The 14,193-nt window shown below is 73.9% G+C and carries 16 protein-coding genes; 4 read left to right on the top strand and 12 right to left on the bottom strand.

Going from position 1 to position 14,193, the window contains the following annotated elements:
* The first annotated feature begins 68 nt into the window (after positions 1 to 68).
* Positions 69 to 1,622 carry an FAD-binding protein gene (locus RWK90_RS09865; protein WP_314037310.1) on the top strand — a complete coding sequence of 518 codons (1,554 nt, stop codon included), beginning with the start codon at positions 69 to 71 and terminating at the stop codon, positions 1,620 to 1,622.
* 104 nt (positions 1,623 to 1,726) lie between these two features.
* Positions 1,727 to 2,269: a hypothetical protein gene (locus RWK90_RS09860; RefSeq protein ID WP_314037308.1), complete on the top strand. Its 543-nt coding sequence runs from the start codon at positions 1,727 to 1,729 to the stop codon at positions 2,267 to 2,269.
* 38 nt (positions 2,270 to 2,307) lie between these two features.
* Here RWK90_RS09860 and RWK90_RS09855 read toward each other — a convergent pair whose 3' ends face one another.
* Genes RWK90_RS09855 through arsB form a run of 3 tightly spaced genes read right to left on the bottom strand, consistent with a single transcriptional unit; the run spans position 2,308 to position 5,245 of the window.
* Complete coding sequence (locus RWK90_RS09855; protein WP_314037306.1) at positions 2,308 to 3,642, bottom strand: FAD-dependent oxidoreductase; 1,335 nt, start codon at positions 3,640 to 3,642, stop codon at positions 2,308 to 2,310.
* Positions 3,639 to 4,082: a low molecular weight phosphatase family protein gene (locus tag RWK90_RS09850; RefSeq protein ID WP_314037304.1), complete on the bottom strand. Its 444-nt coding sequence runs from the start codon at positions 4,080 to 4,082 to the stop codon at positions 3,639 to 3,641. The genes RWK90_RS09855 and RWK90_RS09850 overlap by 4 nt, the downstream gene beginning before the upstream one ends.
* Positions 4,079 to 5,245: an ACR3 family arsenite efflux transporter gene (arsB, locus tag RWK90_RS09845; protein ID WP_314037302.1), complete on the bottom strand. Its 1,167-nt coding sequence runs from the start codon at positions 5,243 to 5,245 to the stop codon at positions 4,079 to 4,081. Before arsB ends, RWK90_RS09850 begins: the two co-directional genes overlap by 4 nt.
* A gap of 98 nt (positions 5,246 to 5,343) precedes the next feature.
* Here arsB and RWK90_RS09840 point away from each other — a divergent pair, with 98 nt between their 5' ends.
* On the top strand, positions 5,344 to 5,694 hold the full coding sequence (locus tag RWK90_RS09840; RefSeq protein WP_396230312.1) for a metalloregulator ArsR/SmtB family transcription factor: 351 nt from the start codon (positions 5,344 to 5,346) through the stop codon (positions 5,692 to 5,694).
* A 3-nt stretch (positions 5,695 to 5,697) separates the two neighbouring features.
* On the opposite strand, the gene RWK90_RS09835 is transcribed toward RWK90_RS09840, so the two are convergent.
* The 6 genes from RWK90_RS09835 to bioB all read right to left on the bottom strand — a co-directional run bounded on the left by RWK90_RS09835 (position 5,698) and on the right by bioB (position 11,196).
* A complete protein-coding gene (locus RWK90_RS09835; RefSeq protein ID WP_314037300.1) occupies positions 5,698 to 6,402 on the bottom strand; it encodes a Fic family protein in 705 nt (234 codons plus the stop codon).
* A 20-nt stretch (positions 6,403 to 6,422) separates the two neighbouring features.
* A complete protein-coding gene (locus RWK90_RS09830) occupies positions 6,423 to 6,548 on the bottom strand; it encodes a hypothetical protein (RefSeq protein ID WP_314037298.1) in 126 nt (41 codons plus the stop codon).
* Positions 6,549 to 6,652: 104 nt separating this feature from the next.
* A complete protein-coding gene (gene bioD, locus RWK90_RS09825; protein WP_314037296.1) occupies positions 6,653 to 7,405 on the bottom strand; it encodes a dethiobiotin synthase in 753 nt (250 codons plus the stop codon).
* Positions 7,402 to 8,652, bottom strand: a complete 1,251-nt coding sequence (locus RWK90_RS09820) for an 8-amino-7-oxononanoate synthase (protein WP_314037294.1) — start codon at positions 8,650 to 8,652, stop codon at positions 7,402 to 7,404. Before RWK90_RS09820 ends, bioD begins: the two co-directional genes overlap by 4 nt.
* Positions 8,649 to 10,076 (bottom strand): adenosylmethionine--8-amino-7-oxononanoate transaminase, encoded by a 1,428-nt coding sequence (locus RWK90_RS09815; RefSeq protein ID WP_314037293.1) that lies wholly within the window; start codon positions 10,074 to 10,076, stop codon positions 8,649 to 8,651. The genes RWK90_RS09820 and RWK90_RS09815 overlap by 4 nt, the downstream gene beginning before the upstream one ends.
* 1 nt (position 10,077) lies before the next feature.
* Positions 10,078 to 11,196, bottom strand: coding sequence for a biotin synthase BioB (gene bioB / locus RWK90_RS09810; RefSeq protein WP_314037291.1), 1,119 nt, complete (start codon positions 11,194 to 11,196; stop codon positions 10,078 to 10,080).
* A gap of 130 nt (positions 11,197 to 11,326) precedes the next feature.
* Here bioB and RWK90_RS09805 point away from each other — a divergent pair, with 130 nt between their 5' ends.
* On the top strand, positions 11,327 to 11,863 hold the full coding sequence (locus tag RWK90_RS09805; RefSeq protein ID WP_314037289.1) for a TetR family transcriptional regulator: 537 nt from the start codon (positions 11,327 to 11,329) through the stop codon (positions 11,861 to 11,863).
* Positions 11,864 to 11,900: 37 nt separating this feature from the next.
* Here RWK90_RS09805 and RWK90_RS09800 read toward each other — a convergent pair whose 3' ends face one another.
* The 3 genes from RWK90_RS09800 to RWK90_RS09790 all read right to left on the bottom strand — a co-directional run bounded on the left by RWK90_RS09800 (position 11,901) and on the right by RWK90_RS09790 (position 14,074).
* Positions 11,901 to 12,479, bottom strand: coding sequence for a CAP domain-containing protein (locus tag RWK90_RS09800; protein ID WP_314037286.1), 579 nt, complete (start codon positions 12,477 to 12,479; stop codon positions 11,901 to 11,903).
* A gap of 159 nt (positions 12,480 to 12,638) precedes the next feature.
* Complete coding sequence (locus tag RWK90_RS09795; RefSeq protein ID WP_314037284.1) at positions 12,639 to 13,274, bottom strand: CAP domain-containing protein; 636 nt, start codon at positions 13,272 to 13,274, stop codon at positions 12,639 to 12,641.
* 266 nt (positions 13,275 to 13,540) lie between these two features.
* Positions 13,541 to 14,074: a CAP domain-containing protein gene (locus RWK90_RS09790; protein ID WP_314037282.1), complete on the bottom strand. Its 534-nt coding sequence runs from the start codon at positions 14,072 to 14,074 to the stop codon at positions 13,541 to 13,543.
* Between the last annotated feature and the right edge of the window lie 119 nt (positions 14,075 to 14,193).

Raw genomic sequence — 14,193 nt, 5'->3', positions numbered from 1 at the left:
CGTCCACGGGTGTGGAGCCCGCCGGACGTGCGCCCTGCTCACGGGCGCCGGGAGTGAGGAGACAGGCGATGGCGCAAACCGCAGCAGGCTTCGACGAGGTCGTGGACGTCCTGGTCGTCGGGTCCGGGGGCGGTGGTCTGTGCGGCACGTACACCGCCGCCCGCGAGGGCCTGACCGTCACGATGATCGAGGCCAGCGACCGGTTCGGCGGCACCACGGCCTACTCCGCCGGCGGCGGCGTCTGGTACCCGGTCAACCCCGTCTATCAGCGCGAGGGGATCGACGACACGATCGAGGACGCGCTCGAGTACTACCGGGCGGTCGTCGGTGACCGCACCCCGGCCGACCTCCAGGAGACCTACGTCCGCGGCGGCGCCCCGCTCATCGAGTACCTCGAGCAGGACCCGCACCTGTCCTTCATGGCCTACCCGTGGATCGACTACTTCGGCAGCGCCCCCAAGGCCCGGCTGGACGGCAAGCGGCACATCATCCCCACCCCGATGCCCGTCGCCGAGGCACCCCACCTGCGCGAGGTGATCCGCGGTCCGCTCGACACCGATCGCCTGGGCGCCGCGCATCCCGACGATCTGTTCATCGGGGGCCGGGCCATGGTCGCGCGGTTCCTCACCGCGATCGAGGCGTATGAGAACGCGACCGTGCACCTCAACACGACGCTGCGCGAGCTCCTCACCGACGACGCCGGCCGCGTCGTGGGCGCTGTGGTCGAGCGGGACGGTGCCCGACTGCGCATCCGCACCGACCGCGGCGTCCTACTCGCCGCCGGCGGCTTCGAGGCCAACCAGGACCTGCGCACCGAGTACGGCGTGCCGGGCGAGGCCAAGGACACCATGGGCCCGCCGACCAACGACGGGTCCGCGCTGCAGGCCGCCCTGGCGGTGGGCGCCGACACCGACCTGCTGGACCAGGCGTGGTGGTCTCCCGGACTCATGCACCCGGACGGCCGCGCCGCGTTCGCGCTGGGCATCGTCGGCGGGATGTTCGTCAACCAGGACGGGGAGCGCTTCGCCAACGAGTCCGCGCCCTACGACTCGCTCGCGCGCACCATGCTCGACCAGGTGGCGGCGGGAAAGCTGACCGCGCCGTACTGGCTGGTCTACGACAACACCGGAGACGGCAGGCCCCCCGTCCTGGCGCCCAACGTCTCGATGGTGGAGACGGAGAAGTACCAGGAGGCCGGGCTCTGGCGCAGCGGGGAGACCCTCGAGGACCTGGCCCGCGAGATCGGTGTGCCCGAGGAGTCCCTCGTCGCCTCGGTCCGCCGCTTCAACGAGTTCGTCGCCGCAGGCCAGGACGCGGACTTCGGGCGCGGCGACGAGGCCTACGACCGACTGTTCAGCGAGGGCGCCGCCCCGTTCGCGCCCATCGAGTCCGGCCCGTTCCACGCCGCGGCCTTCGGGTTCTCCGACCTCGGCACCAAGGGCGGCCTGCGGACCGACGTCCACGCCCGCGTCCTCGACGCCTCCGGTGAGCCGATCCCCGGCCTGTATGCGGCCGGCAACACGATGGCCGCGCCGAGCGGCGAGGTCTACCCCGGCGGTGGCAACCCGATCGGGACGTCCGTGCTGTTCAGCCACCTCGCCGCGCGGCACATGGCCGGCTGAACACGCCGCGCCGCCCCCTCGCGCACGCGTCGGCGGGCGCGCCGCGGAACTCCGGCGGCGCCGAGGTCGTTGAGCCCCCTGAGATCGATACCGGGAGGCGCGAAGTGGGCGAGGGGCACGGACGTAGGGCGGCGGCCGACGCCGCGATCAGCGGCGCGACGATGGCGGCCTGGTACGCCCTGCCGGACGTGGTGGGCTCGCGTCGGGCGCGCGGGTGGGTCAAGGCGGGTCTGCTGCTGGCCAACGTGGGAGTGGCGGTGTGGTCGGCCAGGTCTGACGACGATGACGACGACTCCGTGAGCTCCGGCCGGGACACGACGGATGCCGAGGTGGACCTCAGTGGGATCGCCCAACTGGCCGCCGTCGCTCCCGTCATCGACGCCGACGCCCTGGGGCTGACCACCGCGGAGCCGGGTCGGGCCGCGAGGATCAGGGCCACCATCACCGCGCTGGCCGCGGTGACCGTGCTGGGCGCGCTCGGAGTGGCCGGGACGGTCGCGGCCGAGCGGGCGATCTTCCGCTGGGGCGAGCGTCGCGCGGCGCGAGGCGTCCGTGGCGCCCATACCCGGACCGGGGTGGTCGCCGGCGTCGCGACGGGAGCCGCCATCTGGCTTCTGGAGCGAAAGGCCCGGTCGACGGGAGGGTAGCCGGCGAGGACGGTGCGCCGGCCCTCACCACGCCGCGGTCAGCAGCAGCTCGACCCGCCGGACGAGGTGAGGGTGATGAGCTGCGGTGCGGCGGGCGCGTCGCACGAGCCCCCGAGATCGGTCGAGCACACCCCGGTCTCGGGCAGTTCGAGTCTGACGTCATCGGCGGCCTCCCGGTCGCCCGCCAGCGCCGCGGCGATCGAACGCACCTGCTCGTAGCCGGTGGCCATGAGGAAGGTCGGTGCCCGCCCGTAGCTCTTCATGCCCACGATGTAGAAGCCCGGCTCCGGGTGGGCCAGGACGCGCTCGCCGTGCGGTTCGACGCTGCCGCAGGAGTGGAACTCCGGGTCGATGAGCGGGCCGAGCTGGTGGGGGGCTTCCACGGCCGGGTCCAGGGCGAGCCGGAGCTCGGACAGGATCGACAGGTCGGGGCGGAAGCCGGTGGCGGGGACCAGCAGGTCCACGGTCACCTCCTCCGGCCCGGAGGGGGTGTCGGCGTGAACGGTCAGCCCTGAGTCGGTGGACGTGAACGATGCGATAGTGAACGAGGTGAGCGCATCGATCACACCGGACTCCACCGCCTCGCGCAGGCGCGTCCCCAGCGCCCCGCGTGCGGCCAGCTCGTCGCGGTCACCTCCGCCGTAGACGCCGGACAGGTCCACCGAGCGCACTGCCCAGCTGATCCGGGTACCGGGCACCTCCCGGGCGAGGTCGACCAGTTCGAGCAAGGAGTTGGCCGCGGAGTGCCCGGCGCCGACGACCAGGACATGGCGGCCGGCGAAGTGGTCGCGGTCGGAGCCGGTGATGTCCGGGAGTGGTGCGGTGATCCGGCCGCGGGCGGCGGCCTCGAGCTCCCCGGGCGCGGGCAGACCCGAGCGCCCGAGGGGATTGGGCTGGCCCCACGTCCCGGAAGCGTCGATGACCGCCCGGGCGAACACGTCGGAGGCCGGCCCGTCGGCCCACTCGACGCGCACGAGGAACGGGGTCTGCTCGCGTCCCGCGGAGCGGGTCTTGTCCATCCCGGCGCGGGAGACCGCGACGACGCGGGCGCCGGTCCGGACGTCGGAGTTCAGAAGGCTGGCCAGCGGCTCGAGGTAGGCGTCGGCAAGCTCATGGCCGGTCGGCAGCGATTCCGGGTCGGGGGACTGCCACCCGGTCGGCTCGAGGAGCCGTCTCGCGGCGTCGTCGATGTTGTAGCGCCACGGGGAGAACAGGCGGGTGTGCCCCCACCGGCGGACGGCGGCCGCCGCCGTCGGACCGGCCTCGAGGACCAGTGGAGTGAGACCCCGCTCGCGCAGGTGGGCGGCGGTGGCCAGGCCGACGGGGCCCGCGCCGATGACGACGACGGGCAGATCAGTCGCAGCAGTGGTCACTGATGTGCCTCCGAGTCGACCAGTTCGGCGATCAGCGCGCGGACCCGGCGGTCGATGTCATCGCGGACCAGACGCATCCGCTCCAGCCCCTCGATGCCCCGGTCCGAGGGCTCATCGGTCCGCCACACATCGACAGCGGTGACCTCGTCGTCGTCGCCGATCTCCCCGGCGGCCTCGGCGCCGAGCACCACCACCCGGTCCACCCGGCGCATCAGTTCGGGGTCGAGCGCGGTGGGCGCCTCGCCCGACATGTCCGCACCCACCTCGGCCACCGCCTCCGCCGACAGCCCGTTGATCTTCGACCCGGGTTCGGTGCCGGCGGAGTGGACCTCGACCGCGTCGCCCGCGTGCAGGCGCATCAGCGCGGCGGCCATCTGGGACTTGCCGCCGTTGCGCACGCAGACGAACAGGACGCTGGGAGTGCGGGCGGATTCGCTCATGAGCCGGCTCCGGGGGTCGGGGTGGTGGAGTGGGGTGGCGTGGCGGAGGGTGTCGGCGTGGCGTGGCGGCCGGGGCGGTCAGGCAGCGTGGGGTCGCCGGGGAACAGGCGCGGGCCGAGCCACAGCGCGACGTAGACCAGCCCGACCAGGACGGGCACCTCGATGAGCGGGCCCACGACCCCGGCGAGCGCCTGGCCCGAGGCGATGCCGAACGTGCCGATCGACACCGCGATCGCGAGCTCGAAGTTGTTGCCCGACGCCGTGAACGCCACCGAGGTGGACTTGGCGTAGTTGAGGCGGACGGCCCGGGAGACGAACAGGCTGAAGAAGAACATCAGCACGAAGTACAGCAGCAGGGGTACCGCCATCCGCGCCACGTCCAGCGGCCGGGAGGTGATGGCCTCGCCCTGCATGGCGAACAGCAGGACGATCGTGAAGAGCAGCCCGTACAGCGCCCACGGTCCGATCCGCGGGAGGAAGGTCTCCTCGTACCAGGTGCGTCCGCGCGCGCGTTCGCCGAGGACGCGCGTGAGGAAGCCGGCCAGCAGGGGGATGCCGAGGAACACCAGCACCGACGCGACGATCGCCCACACGGAGAACTCCGCGGTGGTGGTTTCCAGGCCCAGCCAGCCGGGCAGGACCTGCAGATAGAACCAGCCCAGCGCCCCGAACGCGACCACCTGGAACACCGAGTTGATCGCGACCAGGACGGCCGCGGCCTCACGATCACCGCAGGCCAGGTCGTTCCAGATGAACACCATGGCGATGCAGCGGGCCAGGCCGACGATGATGAGGCCGGTGCGGTACTCCGGCAGGTCCGGCAGGAAGATCCACGCCAGCGCGAACATGAACGCCGGACCCAGGATCCAGTTGAGGATCAGCGAGAGGGTGAGCAGGCGGCGGTCCCCGGTCACCCGGTGGGTCTCGTCGTAGCGGACCTTGGCCAGGACCGGGTACATCATCACGAGCAGGCCGACGGCGATTGGGACGGAGATCCCGCCGACCTTCCCCGCGTCCAGCGCGCGGTCGAGGCCGGGGACGAACCGCCCCAGCAGGAGGCCGGCGGCCATCGCCACGAGGATCCACACCGCCAGATATCGGTCGAGGAAGGACATCTCCTTGGCGACCGGCGCGGCGGCGGGCGCAGTCGGGGGTGTGCTCATCAGCGCGGCGGATCCTTGGGTCGGCGAATGTCTACGGAGCGAGGCTAGGCTGACGTATCGAAGGGTGTCAATGTATGGCTCGGCCGGAAGGGGTGGCGATGACGGCGAGGGATCCGGGTGGGACGGTCGCGGTGCGCGACACCTGCTGCTCGATGTCAGCCGGACCGCTCGACGTGCCCACCGCGGAACGCATGGCGGTCAGGCTCAAGGCCCTGGCCGACCCGGCGCGCCTGCGGCTGCTCTCGCACATCGCAGCGCAGGGGTGCGAGTCGGTGTGCGCGTGCGACCTGATCGACGTGGTGGACCTCAGCCAGCCGACCGTCAGCCACCACCTCAAGAAGCTCGTGGACGCCGGCCTGCTGTCCCGCGAGCAGCGCGGGAAGTGGGCGCACTTCACCGTGGTGCGGGAGTCGTTCGACGAACTGCGCGGCTTCCTCGACCTCACCTGACGGTCATCGGCGGCGACCGTACGGGTCGGTGATGCCCGCCGCGCGGTGTGCCCGCATGGCGTGGAAATGCTCGACCGCGTCGACCACCGACAACGAGCCCAGAGTCGCGGACAGGTGCCCGTCGGCCATGTCGCCGGCGGGGTGGACGGCGCGACGGAGCAGGTCCGCCAGATAGTCGGGCCGCCCGTACACGGACATGTGGCGCGCGGCGTGCGCTGCGGTCGCGTCGACGTCCGACCAGTCGACCGCCCACCCGGCGTGGCGGAACATCTGGTCGAAGAACACTCGCTGGGTGCGACTGTTGCCGTCGCGGAAGGGGTGGACCAGCGTGAGCTCGGACCAGTGCGACGCGATCGTGTCGGTGGCGTCGTCGGGCTCGGTGGTGCTGGGCGGGTCGTCCGCGATCCGGCGGAACACCCGGTCGAGCTCGTCGGCCAGGAACTGCGGCCGGGCGTGGGGGATGCCGAGCGCGCGGGTGTCGACCGTCCGCAGCTCGCCGGCCCAGTCGTAGATGTCCTGGAGGATGTACCGGTGGATCGCCCGGAGGTGGGCGAAGTCGAAGCAGCCGTCGACGGGGTGGAGTTCCAGCTCCACGACCCGGAAGAAGGCGAGGTCGCGTTCGTACTCGGCGAGCACGGCGGGGTCGGTGACGCCGAGGAGGTTACGCAGGACCCCCGAGGGCTCCCGATACGGATCCCGGGAGGCCATGCGTGCTCACCACGATCGGATCAGGCGGTGGCCCCGGCGGTGCGCTCGCGCACCGCGGCGCGGATCGCGGCGAGGGCCTCGTCGCGGCTGAGCAGCCCGTCGGCGAAGCGGCGGGTGATGTCGGCGGCCTCCGGGGACGGCTCCATGCCGGCCATTAGATGGCCGGCGGTCGCCCCGGCGAGGGCCTGATCGGTGGTCGGGCGGATGCGGGTGGACAGGGTGTCCTCCTTGCGTCGACGTCGGTCCGATTCTACCGGCTCGCCCCGGTGGGGGCCGCGTGGTGAGCGGTGCGGATCAGCCCCGGGAGCAGGTCCGACCCGAACCACCCCGGCGCGCGACCGGTGAACTCCGCCGGCGACAGGCCACCCGCGCCGGAGGGGACCCGGCCGAGTAGCGGCACGCCGGTCAGGCGCGGGAGGTCCTCCAGGTTGCACCGTTCGGCCAGGCTGGGGTCGTAGGGCCACGACCCGAGCACGATCCCCGCGCACCGCAGGCCCGCCGACTCGATCGCGCGTACCGCCAGCTCGGTGTCCGACAGGGTGCCCAGGCCGGCGCGGGCCACCACGATCACCGGGGCGTCGAGCGCGGTGGCCAGGTCGAGCACGGTGAGGTCGGTGCCCAGGCGCACCAGCACGCCGCCGGCGCCCTCGACGAGGTCGAGCCGGCCGGGGGCGGGCGCGGCGCCCGCCGGCGCGGCGAGCCAGCCGCGGATCGGCTCGACCAGGTCCGCCAGCGTGGACTGCGGCGCCCCGGTCACGCGGGCGGCGGTCTCGGGCGCGAGCGGATCGGGGAGCCGCCGCACCTCCAGCACGCGCCGCGCCCCCGAGAGGCGGGCGGCCTCGTGGGCGTCGCCGGGCTCGTCCGGCCCGACCCCGGTCTGGATCGGCTTGCAGATGCCCACGTCCCACCCGGCGGCCCGGGCGGCGGCGGCCAGCGCCGCGGTGGCGACGGTCTTGCCGACGTCCGTGCCGGTGCCGGTGACCACGACCGCCGCGCCCGTCATGTCGAGGCCCCCTCGAGCCGAGCGGCGGGCCGTTCGAGCCGCGCGGCGGGCTCGTCGAGCTGCGCAGCCCGCGGGGCCCGGCGGCCGTGCCGGTGCCCGTGCCGGTGCCCGTGCTCGGCCAGCGCCTGCACCAGCACGTCACCCGCCCGTGCGAGGTCGGCCGCGGACAGGTCCGCGCGGGCGGTGAGCCGCAACCGGGCCGTGCCGTCGGGCACCGACGGCGGACGGAAGCAGCCCACGCGCACGCCCAGTTCGAGGCACCGTGCGGCCGCCGAGACCGCGCGGGCGGGGTCGCCGAGGATCACCGACACCACCGCCGAACACGGTTGATCGGCACCCGTCACGGCGGCCAGGTGCTCGGCCACCTCGAGCGCCCGGGCGGCGCGGGTGGGCTCCTCGCGCAGGACGCCCAGCGCCGCGCGCGCCGCGCCCACCGCGGACGGGGCGAGACCGGTGTCGAAGATGAAGGTCCGCGCGGTGTCCACCAGGTGGTCGCGCACCCGCCCGGAGGCCAGCACCACGCCACCCTGCGAGCCGAGAGCCTTGGACAGTGTCGCCGTCACCACCACGTCCTCGTGCCGATTAAGCCCCAGCTCCGCCACGAGGCCGCGGCCGCCGGCGCCGCGCACGCCCAGGCCGTGGGCCTCGTCGACCAGCAGCACCGCGCCGTGCGCCCTGCTCGCGCCGTGCAGGGCGAGCAGCGGGGCCAGCTCGCCGTCGGCGCTGTACACCGAGTCGGTCACCACCAGGGCGCGGTCCTCGCCGCGCGTGGCCAGGGCCTTGGCGACCGCCTCGACATCGCCGCGCTCGACCACCACGACCCGCGCCCGCGACAGCCGGCACGCGTCGACCAGCGAGGCGTGCGAGCCCCCGTCGGAGACGATGAGCGACCCCCGACCCGACAGCGCCACCACCGCGCCGAGGTTGGCCGTGTACCCGGAGGAGAACACCAGTCCGGCGGGCTGGCCGCAGAACTCGGCGAGCTCGGCCTCGAGCGCCAGGTGCTCCTCGGTGGTGCCGGTGACCAGGCGCGATCCGGTCGCACCCGCACCCCACCGGCGCGTCGCCGCCACGGCCGCCTCCACCACGCGCGGGTCGCGACCCAGCCCCAGGTAGTCGTTGGAGGCCAGGTCGATCACCCCGTCGTCCGCCGCGCGCGCGGTCAGGGCCCGACGCACGTGACGGGCGGCCCTGTCGGCGGCGGCGTCGTCCAGCCAGTCCAGTGCGGGGGAAAGCTGCGCGGTCATCGGCCCGCCCCCGCAGCCGCCGCCCCGGCCACAGCGGCCGCACAGATCCGGTCGATCTCGGCGTCCGTGCAGGTCAACGGCGGCATCGTGTAGACGAGGTCCCGGAAGGGGCGTAGCCACACGCCGTGGGAGGTGATCGCGCTCGTCGTCGTCGTCATCTCCACCGGCGCGTCCAGCTGGATCACCCCGATCGCCCCCAACACCCGCACGTCCGCCACGCCTCGCAGCTCCCGCGCGGGCGCCAGACCGCGGCGCAGGCCCGCCTCGATGCGCGGCACCCGCTCGCGCCACTCGCCGGCCTCCACCAGGTCCAGCGACGCGCACGCCACCGCGCACGCCAGGGGGTTGCCCATGAACGTCGGCCCGTGCGCCAGGCCCCCGGCCTCGCCGGCGCTGATCACCTCGGCCACGTGGTCGGTGGTGAGCGTCGCGGCGAGGGTGAGGTAGCCGCCGGTCAGGGCCTTGCCCACGCACATCACGTCGGGCGCGACGCCCGCGTGGTCGGCCGCCCACAGCTCGCCGGTGCGGCCGAACCCGGTGGCGATCTCGTCGAATATGAGCAGCGCGCCGGTCTCGTCGGCGATCCGCCGCAGGTCGCGCAGGTAGGCGGGGTGGTGGAAGCGCATCCCGCCGGCGCCCTGGACGATCGGTTCCACGATGATCCCGGCCAGCTCGCCGGCGTGCGCGCGGAGCACCCGCCCCAGCTCGGCGGCGTACGCCGGGTCGTAGTGGCCGGGCGGGGTGGGCGCGAACACCTGCTCGGTCACCACGCCGCGCCACATCGCGTGCATGCCACCGTCGGGGTCGCACACGCTCATCGGTGCCAGGGTGTCGCCGTGGTAGCCGCCGCGCCACGTGGCCAGGCGGGTGCGGCGCGGGTGGCCGAGCGAGCGCTGGTACTGGATCGCCATCTTCGCCGCGACCTCCACGGACACTGAGCCCGAGTCGGCGAGGAACACCTTGTTCAGCGCGCCGGGCGCCATCCGCGCGAGGCGCGTCGCGAGCTCGACGGCCGGCTCGTGGGTGAGTCCGCCGAACATCACGTGGCTCATGGTGTCGATCTGTCGGTGCGCGGCGGCGTCGAGGTGCGGGTGCCGATAGCCGTGGATGGCCGCCCACCACGAACTCATCCCGTCGATGAGTTCGCGCCCGTCGGCCAGCCGGAGCCGCACGCCCTCGGCGGAGACCACCGGGAGCGGGTCGGTGCTGGCGGGGAAGCCGCCGTAGGGGTGCCAGACGTGTTCGGCGTCGGCGGCCAGGAGCGCGTCGGTGCGCGCCCGCGCGGCGTCGGCGGCCAGGTGCGCGGCGGGGTGCGCGGTGGGGTGCGCGGCGCGGTGCGTGCCCTCGCCGCGGGTGGTCGGGGAGGTCGGGGTGTCGACGACGACGAGGTCGTGCGTGCCGGGGAGGTGGACCGAGGCCGACATGTCAGGCGTTCGCGGGCTCGCTCGTGCCGGCCCCGCGCGTGCGGATGGCCACCTTCTCGTCCCGCCTCGCGGGGGCCGCGACGGGCGCGGCGGTCGCCGGGTCGGCCTGCACACCGGCGTGGGCGGGCTGGTCCCGCTGCAGGACCTCGAGGCCGGCGTCGGCGATCATCTGCAGGTCCTCGCCGCCCGGCTGGCCCTCGCTGGTGAGGTAGTCGCCCAGGAACAGCGAGTTGGCGACGTACAGCGCGATGCCCTGCAGGTGGCCCAGGTGCCGCTCGCGGCCGGCGGCCACGCGGATCTCGGTGTCGGGGGCGATGAAGCGGACCATCGCGAGGATGCGCAGGCAGTCGCGGGGGGTGAGCGTGTCCACGCCCTCGAGCGGGGTGCCGTCGAAGGGCAGGAGGAAGTTCACCGGGATCGAGTCGACCTCCTTGGCGCGCAGGTCCAGCGCCAGCTCGACGAGCTGCTCGCGGGTCTCGCCCATGCCGGCGATGAAGCCGGAGCACGCCGACAGGCCCGCGCCGTGGGCCTGCGCGACGGTGTGCTCGCGGTCGGCGTAGGTGTGGGTCGTGCAGATCTCCTCGTAGTGGCTCTCGGCCGTGTTGAGGTTGTGGTTGTAGGCGTCGGCACCGCTCGCGCAGAGCTTCTCGGCCTGCCCGTCCTTCAGCGCGCCGAGGCACGCGCACACCTCGACGCCCGGGGTGTCGCTCTTGATGGCCTCGATGATGTCGGTGACCTTGCCGACCTCGCGGTTGCTGGGGCCGGTGCCGCTGGCGACCAGGCACACCCGCGAGGCGCCGGCCGCGATGCCCGCCCTGGCCGCGGTGACGGCCTCCTCGGTGTCGAGCCACGTGTAGCGCAGGATGCCGGCGGTGGAGTTGAGCCGCTGCGAGCAGTAGAAGCAGTCCTCGGGGCACAGGCCGGATTTGAGGTTGACCAGGTAGTTGACCTTGACGGTGTTGCCGAAGTGCGCGAAGCGCAGCCGGGACGCGGCCGCGACGACCTCCATGAGCTCGGAGTCCGGCGAGTCGAGCACCGCCAGGGCGTCCGCCGCGGTGATGGCGCCGCCGCCGAGTACGTGGTCCGCGAGCTCGTGCCAGCGGGGAGTCGTGGTGGGCATGGCTTCCTCCTGAACGCCGTTCATTGAACGCCGTTCAAGCTAGCCCAGGAGTGCGGACTTGTACAGCGTTCAGGAGAAGTGCCTGTACGGCGTTCAGGTCGGTGCGGCGGGACCGGTAGGATCGGCCCTCATGGCCCTGACCACGACGGCTGTCGTCGATACCGCGCTCGACCTGCTCCGCGAGGCGGGGCTGCCCGGCATGTCGATGCGCACGCTGGCGACCCGGCTGGGCGTGCAGCCGAGCGCGCTGTACTGGCACGTGCCGTCCAAGCAGGCGCTGCTCACCGCCGTCGCCGAGCGCATCCTCGCGGCGATGGGCCCGGTCGATCCCGGTGCGTCCGCCGCCGACGACCTGCGGGCGGTCGGCGCGGCGCTGCGGGCGGCGGTCACGGGGGTGCCGGACGGGGCGGAGATCGTCGCGCTGGGCCTCGCGGCGGGGGCCACGAACCCGGTCGCGGACGCCGTCGAGGGGGCGTGCGCCCGTCACGGGCTGGGGGAGCGGGCACCGGGACTCACCACCGCGCTCACGGCCTACGTCGTGGGGCTGAGCCTGGAGGAGCAGACCCACCACAACCTCACGGTGGCCGATCCCGCCACGCCGCCGGTCGAGTTCGACGCGCGGTTCGAGCAGGGGTTGGCCGCGCTGCTCGCGGGCGTACCCGCCTGACGCGCGCCACGGCGCGGGGCGGCCGGGCGGGGCGGCGTCAGTAGCGGGCGAACACCTGGGTCGCGTAGAGCTTGCCGTCCGCGGCCACGGCGGCGCCCATGCCCATCGAGGTGTGGCCCGGGTTGAGCAGATTGGCGCGGTGGCTGGGGGAGTTCATCCACTGGTCCACCAGCTGCTGCGGGGTGGCGTGGGCGTAGTTCTGCAGCACGTTCTCGCCGAAGTGGCGCCAGCCACCGGGGATCTCGCCGCGCACGTTCGGGTTGTGGAACATGCGGTTCTGAGTGGCCTGCACGCCGCTCCAGCGGACCGCGACGTCGGTCAGGCCACCGTGGCTCTGCAGCGGCGCGAGGCCGTGTGCGGTGCGCGCGGCGTTGGTGGCGGCCTCGAGCTGGGCGCGGTACTCGGCGGAGGCCGGATCCAGGGTGGGCGCGCCGCCGGTGGGTGCGGGGGCGAACCCGATCGTCAGGCCGGGCAGGTGGATCTGCGGCAGCTGGGCCTGGGGCGCCTCGGCCGAGGCCTGGGCCGACGCCTGGGGTCCCGCGCCGAGGGCGACGGTGGCGGACGCGGCGGCGACCAGGATCAGGCCGCGGCGCAGATGGTGGAGGGCTCGGGTCACGGGTGTGGGTGCCTTTCGCGTGCTGCGACCCGACGGTCGGATCGCCAGCCGGCACGCTAGGGCCGGGCGGGCGCCCTAAGCTAGCCGTCATCACCCGGTGACCGTCCTGACCTGCGCCCGACCGTGTGCGGGCGCACCCCCACTGGACGGGTGTGTGGGTCAGCCGCGGGCGTAGTCCTGGACGACGAGCACGGTGCCGTCCTCGGCGGTCGCCACTCCCACGCCGACCCGCGTGAAGCCGCCGTCGAGCATGCGCTCGCGCATCTCGGTGTCGGTGAGCATCGCGGACAGGGTCTTCTGCGGGGTGCCGCCGGCGGGCAGGTTGACCACCGTGCGGTCGGCGTCGGGGTCGGCCTCGGCGTCGGCGTCCCCGGTCGCCTCGCCGGCGGGGGTGCCGGTGGTCGGGGCGTCGGCGGGGGCGGGGGTCTCGTCGGCCTCGGGTCCGCCGGCGGCGAGCTCGGCGGCGCGCTCCCGGGCGGATGCCTCCAGGGCCGGGTCGGTGACGAGTCGGTCGGCGCCCACCACGAGGCGGGCCTCGTTGACGGCCGCCACGACGCTGCCCTCGAACGCCATGAGCCGGACCTCCTCGGGCAGGAGATCGCCGGACGGGTCGCCCGCGACCGCCGCTGCGGGCTCGGGCGCCGCCGCCGGGGCGAGCGAGGACAGGCCGGGGATCACCAGGCCGAACGGCAGCGTGAACTCGAGCGAGCCCTGTGCGGACGCGGAGCCAGCGCCGGAGACGAGAAGCAGGGTCGCGGCGCCCGCGGCGATGGCGGGGCGGAGGTGACGACGCACGCGTTGGTCCTTTCCTCGGGCCGCGGTGGGTGCCGCGGCCGGCGTGTAGGGGAACGACCGGGCCGGGGACGTGATGCCGCACCCGAGTCACTCCTGCATCTGTCGTCACTCTAGTCACAGGCGTTACATCGCGGCACCCCACCGGAGACGGTGCCGCCCCCGACTCCGGGTGGGACGGCGTCGCCCCCGGCCCCGCCGGAGACGGCGCCGCCCCCGACTCCGCATGGGACGGAGGCGGGGGCGGCAGGTGTGGAGCCGTCCGTGGCTCAGCGCAGGGCGACGAAGTTCTGGGTGGAGTACAGCTTCCGGCTGTCGGCGACGTCGACGCCCACACCGAGGTGGGTGTGCCGCGGGTCCAGTAGGTTCACGCGGTGGGGTGGGGAGTTCATCCACTGCTGGACAAGAGCGTCTCCGGAGACGCCGCACCAGTTCTGCAGGACGTTCTCGCCGTAACTGCGCCACTGCCCGGGGAACGCGGCGGTGATCTCGGCCCGCACGCGTGGGTTGTGGTACATCCGGTCCCCGGCGGCCATCCGCTCGCTCCAGTTCCGGGCGATCCCGTCGAGGGTGTCGAGACGGGCGACGGGGGCGACCTCGGCCTCGGCGCGTCGGAGGTTGGTGTGCTCGTGGATGTCCGCGACCACCTGCTCGAGCTCGGCGGCGGTGGCCTGCTCGCACGGGGCGGGTGCGGCGAGGGTGAATTCGAGGGACTGGGCCCAGGTGGCCGGGGCGGCCAGGACGGTGAAGGTCGCGGCCGCGAGCGCGACGGCGCGGATGCGGAGCCTGACGATGCGTGTCATGAGGGGTCCTGAGGGATATGGGGGATGTGGACGCGGCGAGGGGGGCCGCGGATCTGACGGTATGTCCACCTCGCCGCTGGCCACCCGCGGTCACCCCCGGTGCCCGGGCGGGCTCGAGC

Source organism: Dietzia sp. CH92 (genome assembly GCF_032248695.1).
GTDB lineage: Bacteria > Actinomycetota > Actinomycetes > Mycobacteriales > Mycobacteriaceae > Dietzia.
Note: the sequence above shows the minus strand (reverse complement) of the source record. Positions and strands in the feature narration are given on the sequence as shown.

Coding starts and splice junctions, on each gene's coding strand:
- RWK90_RS09865 (WP_314037310.1), top strand. CDS start 69: ATGGCGCAAACCGCAGCAGGCTTCGACGAGGTCGTGGACGTCCTGGTC.
- RWK90_RS09850 (WP_314037304.1), bottom strand. CDS start 4,082: ATGAGCGAATCCGCCCGCACTCCCAGCGTCCTGTTCGTCTGCGTGCGC.
- arsB (WP_314037302.1), bottom strand. CDS start 5,245: ATGAGCACACCCCCGACTGCGCCCGCCGCCGCGCCGGTCGCCAAGGAG.
- RWK90_RS09840 (WP_396230312.1), top strand. CDS start 5,344: ATGACGGCGAGGGATCCGGGTGGGACGGTCGCGGTGCGCGACACCTGC.
- RWK90_RS09835 (WP_314037300.1), bottom strand. CDS start 6,402: ATGGCCTCCCGGGATCCGTATCGGGAGCCCTCGGGGGTCCTGCGTAAC.
- RWK90_RS09830 (WP_314037298.1), bottom strand. CDS start 6,548: ATGGAGCCGTCCCCGGAGGCCGCCGACATCACCCGCCGCTTCGCCGAC.
- bioD (WP_314037296.1), bottom strand. CDS start 7,405: ATGACGGGCGCGGCGGTCGTGGTCACCGGCACCGGCACGGACGTCGGC.
- RWK90_RS09820 (WP_314037294.1), bottom strand. CDS start 8,652: ATGACCGCGCAGCTTTCCCCCGCACTGGACTGGCTGGACGACGCCGCC.
- RWK90_RS09815 (WP_314037293.1), bottom strand. CDS start 10,076: ATGTCGGCCTCGGTCCACCTCCCCGGCACGCACGACCTCGTCGTCGTC.
- bioB (WP_314037291.1), bottom strand. CDS start 11,196: ATGCCCACCACGACTCCCCGCTGGCACGAGCTCGCGGACCACGTACTC.
- RWK90_RS09805 (WP_314037289.1), top strand. CDS start 11,327: ATGGCCCTGACCACGACGGCTGTCGTCGATACCGCGCTCGACCTGCTC.
- RWK90_RS09790 (WP_314037282.1), bottom strand. CDS start 14,074: ATGACACGCATCGTCAGGCTCCGCATCCGCGCCGTCGCGCTCGCGGCC.